Source organism: Actinoplanes teichomyceticus ATCC 31121 (assembly GCF_003711105.1).
In the GTDB taxonomy this organism is placed as follows: domain Bacteria; phylum Actinomycetota; class Actinomycetes; order Mycobacteriales; family Micromonosporaceae; genus Actinoplanes; species Actinoplanes teichomyceticus.
Genome location: NZ_CP023865.1, coordinates 4,723,996 through 4,739,762, shown reverse-complemented (window position 1 = coordinate 4,739,762; position 15,767 = coordinate 4,723,996). Strand labels below are relative to the sequence as shown.

Here is a 15,767-nt window from a genome sequence, read left to right as displayed (position 1 = left end):
ATGGCGTGCTCCGCTTCCCTGGATGCGGGGAGGACCTAACCGATAAAAGTGGCAAAATGGGCGCAACGGTCTGGCAACCGAGGGGGACCCCGTGAAGTACCGGCTCGTGACCCGCAGCGACTTCGACGGCCTGGTCTGCGCCGTGCTGCTGCGGCACCTCGACCTCATCGACGACATCATGTTCGTGCATCCCAAGGACGTGCAGGACGGCGCCGTCGACGTCACCGACCGGGACATCCTCACCAACCTGCCGTACGACGGCCGGGCGCACCTGGTCTTCGACCACCACCACTCGGAGACGCTGCGCAACGAGGGGGACCGGAGCAACCACGTCATCGACGCGGACGCCCCGTCGGCGGCCCGGGTGATCTACGACCACTTCGGCGGCAAGGACCGCTTCCCCAAGGTCTCCGACGACCTGATGCAGGCGGTCGACCAGGCCGACTCGGCCGACTACACCCTCACCGACATCCTCAGCCCGACCGGCTGGACGCTGCTGAACTTCCTGATGGACAGCCGGACCGGACTCGGCCGGTTCCGCAACTTCCGGATCTCCAACTACCAGCTGATGATGCAGCTGATCGACGCCTGCATCGAGCACTCCGACGTACACGAGATCCTCGCCCTGCCGGACGTGGCCGAGCGGGCCGCCCTGTTCCACGACTGCTCGGCCCGCTTCGTCGAGCAGCTGCACCGGGTCAGCCGCCTGGACGGCGACGTGATCGTCGTCGACCTGCGCGACGAGGAGGTGATCGAGGCGGGCAACCGGTTCATGGTGTACGCGCTGTTCCCGGAGGCCCGGGTCTCGGTGCACATCATCTGGGGCCGGCAGAAGCTGAACACGGTGTTCGCCTGCGGCAAGTCGATCCTGGACCGCACCTCGCCGGTGGACATCGGCGAGGTGATGCTGCGCTACGGCGGCGGCGGCCACATCGCGGCGGGGACCTGCCAGGTCCCGCACGACGAAGCCGACCGGGTCGAGCGCGAGATCATCGAAGCCCTCCGCACCGAACGCGTAGTCCCGGTCTGAATCCGGCCACCGCCGCCCGCGCCGTGCCCACGGCCGCAACCCGCCGTGGCCGTGACCGCAACCACCACGCATCGGGCCCGTCGAGAGGGCCGCAGACGACAGGCGCAGCGTGCTCGTTTCCGGCCCGCCATCGACTCACCGGGGCGCAACGCCCGCCTCGCGGAGCGAGGCCATGAAGCGGAGCGAGGCCATGAATGGGCGAGGCCATGAATACAGCCGGGCGGGTGGGGAGCTCCCCACCCGCCCGGCGCGCGGATCACGGGCCTTGCCCGGGGCCCCACCCGCCTGTCGCGGTCCGCGCCCCACGCGCGTGCCCACGACTGCCTCACGCCACCCGCGTGAGGTTTCCCGCTGCAGGACCCTGCCTGCGGGGAGTCTTCCGGTCAGCCGCGATAGCTCCAGCGACCGGCTGCGACCGTCTCCTTCTCCTCGGTGTCCTCCTCGGCGCCGCCCGGGGACGGCTCGTCCGGGTCGTCGCCGGCCCGGTGCCGGTTGCGCAGCGCCAGCCAGCCGGCGCCGAGCAGGGCCAGCGCGGCCACCACCCAGCCGGCCAGGCCGAGCACCGAGGGCCCCCGCTCGTCGGCCCGCGCCTCGGCGACGACCTGCTCGAAGAGCTGGTCCTCCGCGACGGCCCCGGGGTCCGCGGCGCCGTGGTGGCCGGCCGCCGCCGTGCCACCCGGGTCCGGGGTGAGCGTCATGCCCGCCCGCATCGCCGGGGTGCTGCCGCCGTCGGCGTACCGGCCGAGGAGGGTGAAAGTGACCGAGCTGAGGGTGGGCAGCGGGCCGACCGCCACGCCCAGGTCCGCCGAGCCGCCCGGCGCGATGGACTTCCCGCCCACCGCGATCCAGGTGATCGACTTCGGCACCTGGGTGACCGGGGTGCCGTTGTGGATGGTCTTCAGCGGCGTGCTCAGTTGCCGCCACTCGATCCGCGGGGCCCAGTTGTCCGTGGACAGCGGATAGACCTCGGCGATCGGGGTGTCCTCGGGAATCTGGAGGGTCACCTGGGTGATCGGCCGGGCGCCGTCGTTGGTGACGTGGTACGCCAGGTTCTGGCCGCTGCCCTGCGGCGCGCTGGCCGGGGTGACCGTCACGTCGGCGAACGCCGGACCGGCCACCCCGAGGATCCCGGCGGTCGCCGCCACCGTCAGCGCTGTTCCCAAATACCTCACGGCAGATAGTTCGGATCACCGGCCCCGATGGTTCAACCGGCCGGGGGAAACTTTTCCGGCCGGTTGCGCCCGCCGCACCCGCCCTGGCTGCGGGCCGCCCGCGGCGGTGCCGGATGATGTCCGGATGCGCGACGTGCCGATCGACGGTGACATGATCCGGCTGGGCCAGTTCCTCAAGCTGGCCGACCTCATCGAGACCGGGGGCGAGGGCAAGGTCCTGATCGCCGCGGGCGACGTCACCGTCAACGGCGAGGTGGACACCCGGCGCGGCCGCCAGCTGCATCCCGGGGACGTCGTCGAGGTGCTCGGCCGGCGGGCCCGGGTGGCGCCGTAGGCAAGATCTGATTCTTTCGGCGGGAATCTGCGCCCGGCGCGGAACCGGCGGGCCGCGCGTCTCGTCGTACCGGACATGACCCGAACCCGCGGCCTTCTGACCGCCGCCGCCGTCCCCCTGATCCTGATGGCCGGCTGTGCCCGGCCCGGCACAGCCGGCGAGGCCGGCTCGTCCGGTTCGACCGCCGACCCGCGCGCCGAGAGCGCCCCGGCCCCCGCCGGCGACCCCACCGTGCTGGTCCGGGTCGCGCAGGAGGGCGGTTTCGTGCCGCCGCAGTTCCAGTACGGGCGGCTCCCGCAGGTCTCCGTCTACGCCGACGGCCGGGTGATCAGCAACGGCCCGGTCCCGGCGATCGCGCCCGGCCCGGCGCTGCCCAACCTGCAGCAGCTCCAGCTCACCCCGGAGCGGGCGCGGCAGTGGGCGGACGACGCGGTCGCCGCCGGGGTGCGTTCCGGCGCCGACTTCGGCACGCCCGGCGTCGCCGACATCCCGGACACCGTGATCACCGTCACCTCCGGCGGCCGGACGCAGACCGTACGGGTGTCGGCCCTCGACCACGCGCTGCCGGAGGACCCGCAGCTGACCGCCGCCGACCAGGCGGCCCGCAAGAAGCTCCGGGCGTACGTCGAGGAGCTCACCGCGCTGACCGGGGAGGCCGGCTCCCCGGGGCCGCAGCGGTACCGGCCGCAGAGCATGGCCGTCCTGGCCCGGGAGTACGTCGACGGCGACGACGGGCTGAAGCCGTCGGAGCAGGCCTGGCCCGGCCCCGTGCTGCCCGGCCCGGAACTGGTGGCCACCACCGGCCTGCACTGCGTCGCGGTCACCGGCGCCGAGACGCGGCAGGTGTGGGCGGCCGCGGAGAAGGCCAACCAGCGCACCCCGTGGACCTCCGCGGGCAAGCGGTGGAGCATCACCTTCCGGCCGCTGCTGCCGGACGAGACCGGCGGCTGCGCGGCCCTGACGGGAGCCAAGTGATCCCGATCGACGAGCCCTGGCAGCCGGCCGCCGAGCCGGCGTCCCCGGCCCCGGCGGTGGAGCGCCCCGCCGATCCGCCGCGCAACGTGATCCCGCTGTCCCGGGCCCGCGGCCGGCGCGGATCACGCCGGTAGCCCTCGATGTGCGGATGATCCACTTTCCCGCTAGCGTCGAGGGGCGTGAGGGGAACGGGGATCGAGGCGGCGCAGATCCTGGTGGCACTGCTCCTGCTCGCCGTGCTCGCGCTCGGCGGGATGGCGGTCGTGGCCGGCCGGCAACGGGCCCGCGACGGCGAGCCGGACCGGGCGCCGCGAGTCGCCGGGCCGGTGCCGCCGGAGCCGGTGGACGAGCTGGCGGCCGACGCGGACGAGGTGCGCGCCGCGGCGCAGCGCGCGATGGCGGCGGCCGACGCGGCCCGGGAGCGGGCCACCGCGGTGGCCGGGATGCGTGACCAGGCCGAGCAGCGCTACCAGCAGGCGAAGTGGGACGCGTGGACCGGGCCGGCCGACGAGAGTCGGCGACTGGTGGAGCGGGCGGCGCTGGAGGCGTACCGGCGGGGCGCGCTCTCGGTGGAGCAGCTGAACCGGATCTGGACGCACACCCGGCCGGACGAGGCGGCGCTGGAGCAGGTCGACGAGGAGGTGGCGCGGGCCCGCCAGCGGTACGCGGACGCCCTGGTCGACGCGGTCGAGGTACGTCGGGCGGCGCACGTCGCCGAGGTGGCCGCCGAGGTGCTGGCCGAGGAGGCCCGGCTGGCCGAGGAGCAGGCGCTGGCCGCCCGGATCGAGGCGGAGGCCACGGCCGGGTTGTCCGGCCTGCTCGACGGGGCCGGGGAAGCGCCCGAGCCCGGAAAACCGGCCTGACCCGGGCCGCCCCGGCGGGGCCACCGGCCGGTGGCCCCGCCGGGGCGACGGGTCAGTGCACCTCGACGAGGTCGACCACGAAGATCAGGGTCTCGTTCGGCTTGATCACACCGCCGGCGCCGGCCGCGCCGTACCCCAGGTGCGGCGGGATCGTCAGCTTGCGGCGACCGCCCACCTTCATCCCGGCCACGCCCTGGTCCCAGCCGGCGATGACCTGCTGGCCGCCGACCCGGAAGCCGAGCGGCTGGCCCCGGTTGTAGGAGGCGTCGAACTCCTTGCCCGTCGACTGGGCCACGCCCACGTAGTGGACGCTGACGTACTCGCCGGGCTTGGCCTCCGGGCCGGTGCCCTCGACGATGTCCTCGATCAGCAGGTCGCTGGGGGCTTCGTCGGGGATGGGCCCGACGTCGGGCTTGTTCATGGATCCTCCCGTGTGGTGTTGCCGGATCCGGTCATGCAATCACAGCCCGCCGGGGGCTGAACGAGCGGTGCCGGATCTCCGTATTCCCGGGTGACCGGGAACGCCCCGGCCGCTGTCACCCGCCTGGGGGATCCCGTGCCCGTCCGCCGCCTGAGCGCCGCCGCTTCGCTGACCGCGGCCGCCACGCTCGCCGTACCGGCCGCGCCCGTGTTCGCGCACGGCGCGCCGACCACGCCGATCAGCCGGTCCGCCGCGTGCGCCGGGAACGGGACGAGAACCGGCACGGCCGCGTGCGAGGCGGCGAAGGCGGCCACGAACGGGTTCCTCGGGGCGTACGACAACCTGCGGATCGCCGGCGTCGGCGGCGACGACCGCGCGGCCGTCCCGGACGGGAAGCTCTGCAGCGGGGGCCTGGACGCGTACCGGGGCCTCGACCTGCCCCGGGACGACTTCCCCTCGACCGCGGTCCGGTCCGGGCAGAGGCTGGCCATCGCGTACCGCGGGACGATCCCGCACGCCGGCGAGTTCCGGATCTACCTGACCCGTCCCGGGTACGACGCGTCGAAGCGGCTGACCTGGGCCGACCTGGGCAGCAAGCCGCTCGCGTCGTTCACCGACCCGCCGCTGACCGGTGGGGCGTACCGGATGCGGGTCACCCTGCCGCCGCGGACCGGGCGGCAGATGCTGTACGTGGTCTGGGAGACCTCGAGCACCCCGGACACCTACTACTCGTGCTCCGATCTGGTCTTCCCGGCCGCTCCCGTGGTGAGCCGGGCGCCGTCCGCCGCGCCGGCCCCGACGGCGGCGACCGGGACGGCGGCGACCGGGACGGCCGTACCGGTGCGCACGTCGGCGGTGCGGCGCACCTCCCCGGGCGCCGCCGGGGCCGCCGCGGCCACCGCGCCGCCACGCGACGCCGGCCCGGTCCCGGTCGCGGCCACCGGCCCGGACGGCGGCAGCCCCGCGGTGGGCCACTGGCTGATCGCCGGCGCGCTCGGCGGCGCCGCGCTGGCCGCCGCGATCGGCCTCGCCGGCCGCCTCCGCCACCGCCGCCGGCGCGCCGGAAGCTGAGCTCGGGTCGGCGGCTGAGCCCGGGCCGGATGCTGCGCCCGGATCGGCCGCTGCGCTCCGGCCGGCCGCTGCGCCCGCGCCGGACCGGCGCTCACCGTTATCGATGTAGCGGCAGAGGGGGCCGAAAAAAGGTTTGAACCCCTCGATCACCCGTCACGTAATCAACGGCGTCGACAATGCACCGCCCGTCCGGCCCCCAACAGACGAAAGGCCCAGCATGAGTCGTAGTCGCTACCGTGCCCAGGCGTTCCCGCGGTTCAATCGCCGGCGGATGCTGGCGCTCTCCGCCGCCGGCGTCGGGGTCTCGGCCGCCTCCGTTGCCGGGCTCAGCCTCGCCGGCGAGAACGAGACCACCTCGTCCTCCGACGGCTCGCCGCTGGTCATCTCGGTGCGCGACGCCAGCAAGGGCACGCTCGACGTCTTCTCCGGCGAGTCCCGGAAGACGGTCACCGACAAGAAGCTGGCCGCCCAGCTGCTCAAGGCCGCCGGCCGCTGACCCGGAGGATCACGCGACAATGTCTTCTCACCGCGAAGCGCCGGAAATCAGCAAGGACCCGGTAGCCGACAGCTCCGACCTCTACGCGTTCGTCAGCCCCGACGATCCGGACACGGTCACCATCATCGCCAACTACGTGCCGTTGCAGATCCCGGCCAGCGGCCCGAACTTCTTCGAGTTCGGCGACGACGTGCTCTACGAGATCCACATCGACGCGAACGGTGACGCCCGCCCGGACATCACCTACCAGTTCCGGTTCGTCACCGAGCTGCGCAACGACAAGACCTTCCTGTACAACACCGGCCAGATCGAATCGCTGGACAGCGAGAACTGGAACCGGCGGCAGTTCTTCTCGGTCACCAAGGTCGACCGGCACGGCAAGAGCACCGTGCTGGCCAAGAAGCTGCCCTGCCCGCCGTGCAACGTCGGGAAGATCTCCATCCCGGACTACGAGGCTCTCGCCAAGGACGCCGTGCACAAGCTGCCGACCGGCGAGAAGGTTTTCGCCGGTCAGCGCGCCGACGCGTTCTTCGTGGACCTGGGCGCCATCTTCGACCTCGGCACGCTGCGCCCGTTCCAGGACAAACACCTGGTCGGCCAGAAGCTGTTCAACTACGCCGGCAAGGCGGTCAACGCCACCGACCGGACCAACGTGCACAGCCTCGCGCTGCAGATCCCGCTGCACATGGTCCGCCGGGACGGCAAGAAGCGGGTCAAGGCCGCCGACTCGGGCGCGGTGATCGGGGTGTGGACCTCGGCCAGCCGCCGCCAGGTGCAGCTGCGCGGCGGCGACAGCGCGGCCGCCGACGTGTACGTCGGCCCGCAGGTCCAGGTGTCGCGGCTGGGGAACCCGCTGTTCAACGAGGTCATCGTCCCGATGGCGCAGAAGGACCGGTGGAACAGCCTGCCGCCGAGCGAGGACAAGAAGTTCGCCGAGTTCGTCGCCACCCCCGAGCTGGCGTCGCTGCTGCCGGTGCTCTACCCGGGGCTGTTCGACAACCTGGCGGCCCTGAACAAGGCCGGCAAGGACCGGGCCGACCTGCTTGCCATCCTGCTCACCGGCATCCCGGGCGGGATCATCGACGGCTTCCAGAACAACACCGGCGAGGTGCAGGCCGACATGCTGCGACTCAACACCGCGATCCCGCCGGCCGCCAAGCCGAACGCGTTCGGCGTGGTCGGCGGCGACCTGGCCGGTTTCCCGAACGGCCGGCGCATCGCCGACGACGTGGTCTCCATCTCGCTGCGCGCCATCGCCGGCGCCACCGTGCCGCTGGTGGACGAGAAGTTCGAGCCGGACGCCGCGGCGGGCCTGGTCGAACAAGGCCTGAGCATCAAGGACGTCAGCTCCGGGCTGCTCAAACGCTTCCCCTACCTGGGTACTCCCTTCGACGGATTCTCGGTGCCGGCATGAGCCACCATCACCACCACACGCTCGCCCCGTCCGGGCAGGGCACCGTGATGCTGAACATCGGCGGCCGGATCGGCGCCCTGATCATCCACACCACGGCCCGGTTCCACGGGTACGAGATCGAGGTGAGCCCCGCGGGCCGGCCCGAGCGGCGGCAGCACGCCGCGGTCCGGGCCCGGTACGTGCGCGGCGGGGTCACCTACTGCGTCGTCATCGACGGCCTGGCGCAGGGCCGTTACGCGATCTGGGCCGACGGTGCGGAGCCGCTGGCCGAGGTGCACGTCGGCGGCGGCGCGGTCGCCGAGTTCACCTGGCCGGAGCACGCCGTGCCCGGGAGGACCCTGGTCTCGGTTTAGTGTGGAGCGCATGGCAGGCGGCGACGTCCCGGTCCACGTCGAACTGCGCACCACCGACGTGGCGGAGGCCCGCGCGTTCTGCCGCAGGCTCTACTACGCGGCACTGCGGATCGAGCCGGTCGGTGACCCCGGCCGGTTCGACTTCAGCGCCGACGTGGTCGAGCTCGGGCCGATCACGCTCGGCGAGGTCGGGTACGGCACCGACATCCGGGTGTCCTGCGGCGCGCTGGAGACGTCGTACCACGTGCTGGCGCCGCTGACCGGGATGCTGCGGTCCCGGCACCGCGGCACCGTGGTGCTGGCCGACCCGACCCGGGCGGTGGTCTACCGGCCGACCGGCGACATCGAACTGGACTGGCCGGGCAGCTGCCGGCTGCTCAGCGTCAAGGTGGAGCGCGGCGCCCTGGAACGCGAGCTGGACGCCGCGCTGGACCAGCGGGTGGTGTCCCCGCTGCCGCTGGGCGCCAGCTTCGACCTGGTCGACGGGCCGGGCCGGACCTGGATGGCGCTGGTCCGGCTGCTGCTGGCCGAGCTGCGCGGAGCCGACGGCCTGGCCAGCCAGCCCCGGATGGCGGCGCGCTGGCGGGACATGGTGGTCAGCGGGCTGGCGCTGAGCGTCCAGCATCCGTACGGCGAGGAGCCGGCCGGACTGCAGGGCCCGTACCGGCCGCGGACGGTGAAACGGGCGCTCGACGTGATGCACGCCGAGCCGGGCCGGCCGTACACCACCACCGAGCTGGCGGCCGTCGCCGGCGTCGGCGCCCGGGTCCTGCAGGACGCCTTCCGCCAGCACGTCGGCATGTCCCCGATGGTCTACCTGCGCCGGCTGCGCCTGGACGGGGTACACGCCGAACTGTCCCGCTCCGAACCCGGTCAGGTCAGCGTCAGCGAGGTGGCCTACCGCTGGGGTTTCACCCACATGGGCCGGTTCGCCGGCGCCTACCGCGCCCGGTTCGGCGTCCCCCCGTCCGTCACGCTACGCGGTCGCCCCTGAACCGCGGCGAGCACCCGGCCGCGCAGCAGTTCCCACTGCTCGCGGCACCGGCGCGGTCCACCCGCCGGCGGCTGCTGGAGCACGCCGCCGGTCACGGTCTCCTCCGGCCGGAACTGGTCCGCCGTGAAGTCGACCTCGCGCCCGTCCGGCAGCCGGTTCCAGTAGTGATGGCCGACCCTGGTCCCGGCCACCATCACCTCGCCCAGCACCAGGCTGCCACCCAGCAGCTCGTGGACCACCAGCGCGGTCACGCCGCACTGCCCGCGCGCGGGATTGCCCGGCGTCCAGTCCGCCAGATCGTGCGGATCGCAGGTGTCGCGCCCCCAGGCGTCGCGCAGAATCGTCCGTAGCTCGTCGGTGTGCACCATGTGGCTCCTCCCAAGGATCGAGTTCCGGGGGAGATGCTGCACCGTCGACCAGGTGGAGGGTCAACACCATCGATTCGCCGAGCCTTTCCCGGTACGACGGATCTCCCCGCCCAGCCGCACCCCGCACGCCCGCGCCGCCCCGCGTGCCGCGCGGGGGTGGGGTGACCGCCGTCAGCGCCGGCCGCCCGTCCCGGCCGGTGCTGACGGTGGGTCGAGGCCCGTGACGGCGCGCCGTCGGCGCCGGGCCGCGCCGGGCGGTCCGGCGTGCGGACCTGCCTGGCGCGGGACCGCCCGGAGCGCGTGGGTGGGGTGGGACCCGGCAGGTCGTACCGGGAAGGGTTGTGGGGAGCGGACCCGGGCGGGGCCGCCTACATCTCGATCCGCTGGCCCTTGCCGATGACCACCACGCCGTTGTCGCTGACCGTGTAGAGCTTGCGGTCGCGGTCCAGGTCGACGCCGATCTGGGCGCCCTCCGGGATGATGACGTTCTTGTCGATGATGGCGTTGCGCACGACCGCGCGCCGGCCCACCGAGACGCCCTCCATCAGGACCGCGCCGTCGACGTGGGCCCACGAGTTGACCCGGACGTTCGGCGAGATGACCGAGCGTTCCACCAGGGCGCCGGAGACCACCACGCCCGGGGAGATCATCGAGTCGATGGCGCGGCCCTGGCGGTCGTCGTAGCCGTGGACGAACTTCGCGGGCGGCCAGGAGCCGTAGTTGGTGAAGATCGGCCACTCGTGGTTGTACAGGTTGAAGACCGGCAGGGTGGCGATCAGGTCCATGTGGGCCTCGTAGAACGAGTCCAGCGTCCCCACGTCGCGCCAGTAGCCGCGGTCGCGGTCGGTGGCGCCCGGCACGTCGTTGTCGCGGAAGTCGTAGACGTTCGCCTCGCCGCGCTCGACCAGCATCGGGATGATGTTGCCGCCCATGTCGTGCTTGCTGTCCGGGTTCTGTGCGTCGGCGTTGACCGCCTCGCAGAGCGCCCGGGTGGTGAAGACGTAGTTGCCCATCGAGGCGTAGACCTCGTCGGGGGAGTCGGCCAGGCCGGTCGCGTCCTTCGGCTTCTCCCGGAACGCCTTGATCTTCTTGCCGTCCGGGCCGACGTCGATGACACCGAACTGGTCGGCGAGCGACAGCGGCTGGCGGATGCCGGCCACGGTGACCGAGGCTCCCGAGGCGATGTGGTCGTTGACCATCTGCTTCGGGTCCATCCGGTAGATGTGGTCGGCGCCGAAGACGATGACGTAGTCCGGGGACTCGTCGTTGATCAGGTTGAGACTCTGGTAGATGGCGTCGGCCGAGCCGGCGAACCAGCGCGGGCCGAGCCGCTGCTGGGCCGGCACCGGGGTGACGTAGTTGCCGAGCAGCGTGGACATCCGCCACGTTTTGGAGATGTGCCGGTCCAGTGAGTGTGACTTGTACTGGGTCAGCACGACGATCTTGAGATACCCCGCGTTGGCGAGGTTGGACAGGACGAAATCGATCATGCGGTAGATGCCCCCGAACGGGACGCCGGGCTTGGCCCGGTCCGCGGTCAGGGGCATCAGGCGCTTGCCTTCTCCACCGGCCAGAACGATCGCAAGCACCTTGACAGCCATGGCAAGGACGCTAATATGCCGGCCCTCGGTTCGCCACCCAAAGCGTGACGAACTTTGCTCACGCCGCCGTGGCGCCGCTCTCGGGATTCGATCATCGGGCCCGGGTCGGCCGGACCGGTCGCCGGGGCGCCCCGCCGCGCGGTGCCGGACGGCGTGGCCGCCGATCGCGTTGGGCTATCCTGCGGGACGTGGCCGATGCTTCCGCTCTCCGTGTGGACCTGCTGACCCGTGAGTACCCGCCGGAGGTGTACGGGGGCGCCGGCGTGCACCTGGAATACCTGAGCCGGGATCTGCGGCGGCTCGCCGAGGTGCGGGTGCACTGCTTCGGCGCGCCGCGTGCCGAGCACGGCGTCACGGCGTACCCGGAGCCGGCCGAGCTGGCCGGCGCGAACGCCGCGCTGCGCACCATGGGGGTGAACCTGGCGATGGCGTCCGGGTGTGCCGGCGCCGACGTGGTGCACAGCCACACGTGGTATGCGAACTTCGCCGGGCACACCGCGAAACTGCTGCACGGCGTGCCGCACGTGATGACCACGCACAGCCTGGAGCCGCTGCGGCCGTGGAAGGCCGAGCAGCTCGGCGGCGGGTACGCGCTGTCGTCGTACTGCGAGCGGACCGCGGTGCAGAACGCCGACGCGATCATCGCGGTCTCCGGCGGGATGCGGCGCGACGTGCTCAAGGCGTACCCGGAGGTGAACCCGGACCGGATCCACGTGGTCTACAACGGCATCGACACCGACCTGTACAAACCGGACCACGGCACCGACGTGGTGGACCGGCTGGGCATCGACCGCAACCGCCCGAGCGTCGTGTTCGTCGGCCGGATCACCCGGCAGAAGGGCCTGCCGTACCTGATGCGGGCCTGCCACGACCTGCCCGCCGACACGCAGATCATCCTGCTGGCGGGCGCCCCGGACACCCCGGAGATCGCCGCCGAGGTCGCCGAGCTCGCACAGGGCCTGCGCGACGCCCGCGACCCGGCCGGCGTGATCTGGGTCGAGGAGATGCTGCCCAAGCAGGACGTCATCCAGATCCTCACGCACGCCACGGTGTTCGTCTGCCCGTCGGTCTACGAGCCGATGGGCATCGTCAACCTGGAGGCGATGGCCTGCGAGACCGCGGTGGTGGCCACCGCCACCGGCGGCATCCCCGAGGTGGTCGCGGACGGCGAGACCGGGCTGCTGGTCGGCATCGAGCAGGTCGACGACGGCACCGGCACGCCGGTGCACCCGGAGAAGTTCGTCGCCGACCTGGCCGCCACCCTCACCCGCGTGCTCGGCGACCCGCAGCTCGCCGAGCGGATGGGCAAGGCCGGCCGCCGCCGCGCGGTGGAGCACTTCAGCTGGGCGCGGATCGCCGAGGACACCCTGGACGTCTACCGGTCGGTGCTGTGACGTCGGCTCAGCGCCTGCGTCTGGGCCTGCTGCTGGCCGCGGTGCTGATCGCCGCCCTGGCGATCGGCGCCGGGCTGGTCCGGGCCGCGTTCTACCAGGAGACGGCCGCCGGCGCGCCGCCCGCGGCGCGACACCCGGTCGTCGCGGCCGGCGCCGTGGGACAGTGCGCCGGGCAGCCCGCGCGGGCCGCGCGGGAACTGCGCGGCATGTGGCTGACCACGGTGTACAACCTCGACTTCCCGAGCCGGCCCGGGCTCGGCCAGGCCCAGGTCGAGGCGGAGTACCGGCGGTGGCTGGACGTCGCCGTCGCGCAGCACCACAACGCGATCTTCGTGCACGTGCGCCCCAGCGGGGACGCCTTCTGGCCGTCCGACTACGCGCCGTGGTCGAACTGGCTCACCGGCCGCTTCGACGGGAGGTCGCCCGGCTGGGACCCGATGGCGTTCATGGTCGCCGAGGCGCACGCGCGCGGGCTGGAGTTCCACGCGTGGTTCAACCCGTACCGGGGAACCCAGCCGGCGCCCAGCGGTACCGGCACCGACGCCGCCAAGCTGGCCCCGAACCATCCGCTGCGCCGGCACCCGCAGTGGCGGATCGCCTACCCGACCGGCAGCAAGGGCCGCTTCTACTTCGACCCGGGCATCCCGGAGGCGCGCCGCTTCGTCGAGGACGCGATGCTGGAGGCGGTACGTAAGTACGACGTCGACGGCGTGCACTTCGACGACTTCTTCTATCCGTACCCGGAGGAGGGTCAGGACTTCCCCGACTCCGCCTCGTTCGCCAGGTACGGCGCCGGGCGCTCGAAGGCCGACTGGCGTCGGGAGAACGTGAACACCCTGATCCGCGAGATGCAGGAACGGCTCCGGCAGCTCAAGCCGTGGGTGCGGTTCGGGATCAGCCCGTTCGGCATCTGGCGCAACCGGTCGTCGGACGCCGGCGGCTCGGCGACCAGCGGCCTGGAGAGCTACAGCGCGATCTACGCGGACACCCGCAGGTGGGTCCGGGAGGGCTGGCTGGACTACATCGTGCCGCAGTTGTACTGGACGATCGGCTTCGGCAAGGCCGACTACGCGAAGGTCCTGCCGTGGTGGGCGCAGACCGTCAAGGGCACCGACGTGCAGCTCTACATCGGCATGGCCGACTACCGGGTGGGTGAGAAGGGCGACTGGAGCGATCCGGCGCAGCTCGACCGGCAGATGGCCCTGAACGACCGGTACGGCGTCCAGGGCGAGATCCACTTCAGTGCCGCGCAGGTCCGCGACGACAAGCTCGGCGCGGTCACCCGCTACCGCCGGGCGCACTACGCGTCACCGGCCCTGCCGCCCCGCTCGGCCCGGCTCACGGCGCGGGGCCCGGCGGCCCCGCGGCTCACCGCGGCGCGCGGACGCGACGGCCGGCTGGTGTTCGACGCCGACACTCCGGACGCGACGAACTGGGCGCTCTACCGCACCACCGGCGGCCCGGCCACGCTGGTCGCCACCGGCCGCGCCGGCGCCGAGATCGCCGACCCGAAACCGGCCGCGAACGCCACCTACTGCCTGAGCGCGCTGGACCGCTCCGGCAACGAGAGCCCGCTGAGCCCCGGCTACCCGGCCCCGGCGGCCTGACCGCGCCGCCCCGGGGCGCTCAGCCGGTGACCCTGCCGTCGGCGACCTCGAGGTGGCGGTTGGTGGCGACCGCCGACAGCATCCGCCGGTCGTGGGTGACCAGCAGCAGCGTCCCCGGGTAACCGGCCAGCGCCGACTCCAGCTGCTCGATCGCGGGCAGGTCCAGATGGTTGGTGGGCTCGTCGAGGACCAGCAGGTTCACCCCGCGCGCCTGCAGCAGGGCCAGCGCCGCCCGGGTGCGCTCGCCGGGGGACAGGGTGGCGGCCGGGCGGAGCACGTGCGTGGCGCGCAGGCCGTACTTGGCCAGCAGGGTCCGCACGTCGGCGTCGGAGAGGGCGGGCACGGCCGCCCCGAAGGCGCGGGCCAGCGGCTGTTCGCCGAGGAAGACGCCGCGCGCCTGGTCCACCTCGCCGACCACCACCCCGGGGCCGAGGAACGCCGAGCCGGAGTCCAGCGGCAGCCGGCCCAGCAGCGCCGCCAGCAGTGTCGACTTCCCGGCGCCGTTGGCCCCGGTGATCGCCACCCGGTCCGCCCAGTCGATCTGCAGGGTGACCGGGCCCAGGGTGAACGACCCGCGGCGCACGCAGGCGTCGCGCAGGGTGGCCACCACCGCGCCGGCCCGGGGCGCGGCGGCGATCTCCATCCGCAGCTCCCACTCCTTGCGCGGCTCCTCGACCACCTCCAGCCGCTCGATCATCTTTTCCGTCTGCCGGGCCTTGGCGGCCTGCTTCTCGCTGGTCTCGCCGCGGAAGTTCCTGCCGATCTTGTCGTTGTCCGGGGCCTTGCGGCGGGCGTTGCGCACGCCCTTGTCCATCCAGGCGCGCTGCGTCCGCGCGCGTTCGAGGAGCTCCTCCTTGCGGTCGGCGTACTCCTCGTACTGCTCGCGGGCGTGTGCCCGGGCGCGTTCACGCTCGTCGAGATAGGCGGCGTAGCCCCCGCCGTACAGGTGGATCTGCTGCTGGTGCAGGTCCAGTTCGAGGACCTCGGTGACCGTGCGGGTGAGGAACTCCCGGTCGTGGCTGACCACCACCACCCCGGCGCGCAGGCCCTCGACGAACCGCTCCAGGCGGGCCAGGCCGTCCAGGTCGAGGTCGTTGGTCGGCTCGTCCAGCAGGTACACGTCGTAGCGGCTGAGCAGCAGCGACGCCATCTGGGCGCGGGCCGCCTGGCCGCCGGAGAGCGCGGTCATCGGGTGGTCCAGGGCGACCGCGAGACCCAGCTCGCCGGCCAGCTGGGCGGCGCGGTCGTCCAGGTCGGCGCCGCCCAGGTCGAGCCAGCGTTCGAGGGCCGTGGCGTACCGGTCGTCGGCGCCGTCGGCGCCCGCCGCGAGCTGTTCGGCGGCGGCGTCCATCGCCGTCTGCGCGGCCGCGACCCCGGTGCGCCGGGCCAGGAAGTCGCGCACGGTCTCCCCGGCGCGCCGCTCCCGCTCCTGCGGGAGATACCCGAGGTTGGCGGTGGGCGGATTGAGCGAGACCGTTCCGCTCTCCGCGGGCAGCAGCCCGGCCAGCGTACGCAACAGCGTGGTCTTGCCCGCGCCGTTCGGCCCGACCAGGCCGATCACGTCGCCGGGCGCGACCACCAGGTCCAGTCCGGTGAACAGGGTGCGGTCGCCGTGCCCAGCGGCGAGGTCCCGGGCGATCAGTGTGGCGCTCATCAGGCGGCCATCCTATGCAG

Annotated in this window: 17 protein-coding genes; 12 read left to right on the top strand and 5 right to left on the bottom strand. The window is 73.0% G+C overall.

Annotation, left to right across the window (positions count from 1 at the left end; all coding sequences use genetic code 11):
- Positions 1 to 91 precede the first annotated feature (91 nt).
- Complete coding sequence (locus ACTEI_RS20960; RefSeq protein WP_122979203.1) at positions 92 to 1,030, top strand: DHH family phosphoesterase; 939 nt, start codon at positions 92 to 94, stop codon at positions 1,028 to 1,030.
- 383 nt (positions 1,031 to 1,413) lie between these two features.
- Here ACTEI_RS20960 and ACTEI_RS20955 read toward each other — a convergent pair whose 3' ends face one another.
- A complete protein-coding gene (locus ACTEI_RS20955) occupies positions 1,414 to 2,193 on the bottom strand; it encodes a DUF1775 domain-containing protein (RefSeq protein ID WP_164466033.1) in 780 nt (259 codons plus the stop codon).
- Between the two features lie 133 nt (positions 2,194 to 2,326).
- Here ACTEI_RS20955 and ACTEI_RS20950 point away from each other — a divergent pair, with 133 nt between their 5' ends.
- From ACTEI_RS20950 to ACTEI_RS20940, 4 genes are all read left to right on the top strand, one after another.
- The gene (locus ACTEI_RS20950; RefSeq protein ID WP_122979201.1) at positions 2,327 to 2,536 is read left to right on the top strand and encodes an RNA-binding S4 domain-containing protein; all 210 of its coding nucleotides are present in this window, start codon (positions 2,327 to 2,329) and stop codon (positions 2,534 to 2,536) included.
- A gap of 75 nt (positions 2,537 to 2,611) precedes the next feature.
- Positions 2,612 to 3,511: a hypothetical protein gene (locus ACTEI_RS20945; RefSeq protein ID WP_122979200.1), complete on the top strand. Its 900-nt coding sequence runs from the start codon at positions 2,612 to 2,614 to the stop codon at positions 3,509 to 3,511.
- On the top strand, positions 3,508 to 3,645 hold the full coding sequence (locus tag ACTEI_RS37200; protein ID WP_164466032.1) for a hypothetical protein: 138 nt from the start codon (positions 3,508 to 3,510) through the stop codon (positions 3,643 to 3,645). Before ACTEI_RS20945 ends, ACTEI_RS37200 begins: the two co-directional genes overlap by 4 nt.
- Before the next feature lie 45 nt (positions 3,646 to 3,690).
- Positions 3,691 to 4,374 (top strand): hypothetical protein, encoded by a 684-nt coding sequence (locus tag ACTEI_RS20940; protein WP_122979199.1) that lies wholly within the window; start codon positions 3,691 to 3,693, stop codon positions 4,372 to 4,374.
- A 52-nt stretch (positions 4,375 to 4,426) separates the two neighbouring features.
- Here ACTEI_RS20940 and ACTEI_RS20935 read toward each other — a convergent pair whose 3' ends face one another.
- Positions 4,427 to 4,795: an FKBP-type peptidyl-prolyl cis-trans isomerase gene (locus ACTEI_RS20935; protein ID WP_122979198.1), complete on the bottom strand. Its 369-nt coding sequence runs from the start codon at positions 4,793 to 4,795 to the stop codon at positions 4,427 to 4,429.
- A gap of 135 nt (positions 4,796 to 4,930) precedes the next feature.
- Between ACTEI_RS20935 and ACTEI_RS20930 the strand changes: the two genes are divergently transcribed.
- The 5 genes from ACTEI_RS20930 (at position 4,931) to ACTEI_RS20910 (ending at position 9,123) form a co-directional block, all read left to right on the top strand.
- Positions 4,931 to 5,866 carry a lytic polysaccharide monooxygenase gene (locus tag ACTEI_RS20930; protein WP_122982300.1) on the top strand — a complete coding sequence of 312 codons (936 nt, stop codon included), beginning with the start codon at positions 4,931 to 4,933 and terminating at the stop codon, positions 5,864 to 5,866.
- Positions 5,867 to 6,083: 217 nt separating this feature from the next.
- On the top strand, positions 6,084 to 6,362 hold the full coding sequence (locus ACTEI_RS20925; RefSeq protein WP_122979197.1) for a hypothetical protein: 279 nt from the start codon (positions 6,084 to 6,086) through the stop codon (positions 6,360 to 6,362).
- Between the two features lie 19 nt (positions 6,363 to 6,381).
- Positions 6,382 to 7,776: a DUF4331 domain-containing protein gene (locus ACTEI_RS20920; protein ID WP_122979196.1), complete on the top strand. Its 1,395-nt coding sequence runs from the start codon at positions 6,382 to 6,384 to the stop codon at positions 7,774 to 7,776.
- A complete protein-coding gene (locus ACTEI_RS20915) occupies positions 7,773 to 8,129 on the top strand; it encodes a phospholipase (RefSeq protein WP_122979195.1) in 357 nt (118 codons plus the stop codon). Before ACTEI_RS20920 ends, ACTEI_RS20915 begins: the two co-directional genes overlap by 4 nt.
- 10 nt (positions 8,130 to 8,139) lie before the next feature.
- Complete coding sequence (locus ACTEI_RS20910; protein ID WP_122982299.1) at positions 8,140 to 9,123, top strand: AraC family transcriptional regulator; 984 nt, start codon at positions 8,140 to 8,142, stop codon at positions 9,121 to 9,123.
- Here the strand turns inward: ACTEI_RS20910 and ACTEI_RS20905 are convergent.
- The gene (locus ACTEI_RS20905; protein WP_122979194.1) at positions 9,069 to 9,491 is read right to left on the bottom strand and encodes a YunG family protein; all 423 of its coding nucleotides are present in this window, start codon (positions 9,489 to 9,491) and stop codon (positions 9,069 to 9,071) included. The two genes, ACTEI_RS20910 and ACTEI_RS20905, sit on opposite strands and share 55 nt — an antisense overlap.
- Positions 9,492 to 9,859: 368 nt before the next feature.
- Positions 9,860 to 11,092 (bottom strand): glucose-1-phosphate adenylyltransferase, encoded by a 1,233-nt coding sequence (gene glgC, locus ACTEI_RS20900; RefSeq protein ID WP_122979193.1) that lies wholly within the window; start codon positions 11,090 to 11,092, stop codon positions 9,860 to 9,862.
- Between the two features lie 188 nt (positions 11,093 to 11,280).
- Between glgC and glgA the strand changes: the two genes are divergently transcribed.
- Positions 11,281 to 12,486 (top strand): glycogen synthase, encoded by a 1,206-nt coding sequence (gene glgA / locus ACTEI_RS20895; RefSeq protein ID WP_122979192.1) that lies wholly within the window; start codon positions 11,281 to 11,283, stop codon positions 12,484 to 12,486.
- Complete coding sequence (locus tag ACTEI_RS20890; RefSeq protein WP_122979191.1) at positions 12,483 to 14,093, top strand: glycoside hydrolase family 10-like protein; 1,611 nt, start codon at positions 12,483 to 12,485, stop codon at positions 14,091 to 14,093. The genes glgA and ACTEI_RS20890 overlap by 4 nt, the downstream gene beginning before the upstream one ends.
- A gap of 19 nt (positions 14,094 to 14,112) precedes the next feature.
- On the opposite strand, the gene ACTEI_RS20885 is transcribed toward ACTEI_RS20890, so the two are convergent.
- Positions 14,113 to 15,747: an ABC-F family ATP-binding cassette domain-containing protein gene (locus tag ACTEI_RS20885; protein WP_122979190.1), complete on the bottom strand. Its 1,635-nt coding sequence runs from the start codon at positions 15,745 to 15,747 to the stop codon at positions 14,113 to 14,115.
- Positions 15,748 to 15,767 lie beyond the last annotated feature (20 nt).

Coding starts and splice junctions, on each gene's coding strand:
- ACTEI_RS20950 (WP_122979201.1), top strand. CDS start 2,327: ATGCGCGACGTGCCGATCGACGGTGACATGATCCGGCTGGGCCAGTTC.
- ACTEI_RS20945 (WP_122979200.1), top strand. CDS start 2,612: ATGACCCGAACCCGCGGCCTTCTGACCGCCGCCGCCGTCCCCCTGATC.
- ACTEI_RS20935 (WP_122979198.1), bottom strand. CDS start 4,795: ATGAACAAGCCCGACGTCGGGCCCATCCCCGACGAAGCCCCCAGCGAC.
- ACTEI_RS20925 (WP_122979197.1), top strand. CDS start 6,084: ATGAGTCGTAGTCGCTACCGTGCCCAGGCGTTCCCGCGGTTCAATCGC.
- ACTEI_RS20920 (WP_122979196.1), top strand. CDS start 6,382: ATGTCTTCTCACCGCGAAGCGCCGGAAATCAGCAAGGACCCGGTAGCC.
- ACTEI_RS20915 (WP_122979195.1), top strand. CDS start 7,773: ATGAGCCACCATCACCACCACACGCTCGCCCCGTCCGGGCAGGGCACC.
- ACTEI_RS20910 (WP_122982299.1), top strand. CDS start 8,140: ATGGCAGGCGGCGACGTCCCGGTCCACGTCGAACTGCGCACCACCGAC.
- ACTEI_RS20905 (WP_122979194.1), bottom strand. CDS start 9,491: ATGGTGCACACCGACGAGCTACGGACGATTCTGCGCGACGCCTGGGGG.
- glgC (WP_122979193.1), bottom strand. CDS start 11,092: ATGGCTGTCAAGGTGCTTGCGATCGTTCTGGCCGGTGGAGAAGGCAAG.
- ACTEI_RS20885 (WP_122979190.1), bottom strand. CDS start 15,747: ATGAGCGCCACACTGATCGCCCGGGACCTCGCCGCTGGGCACGGCGAC.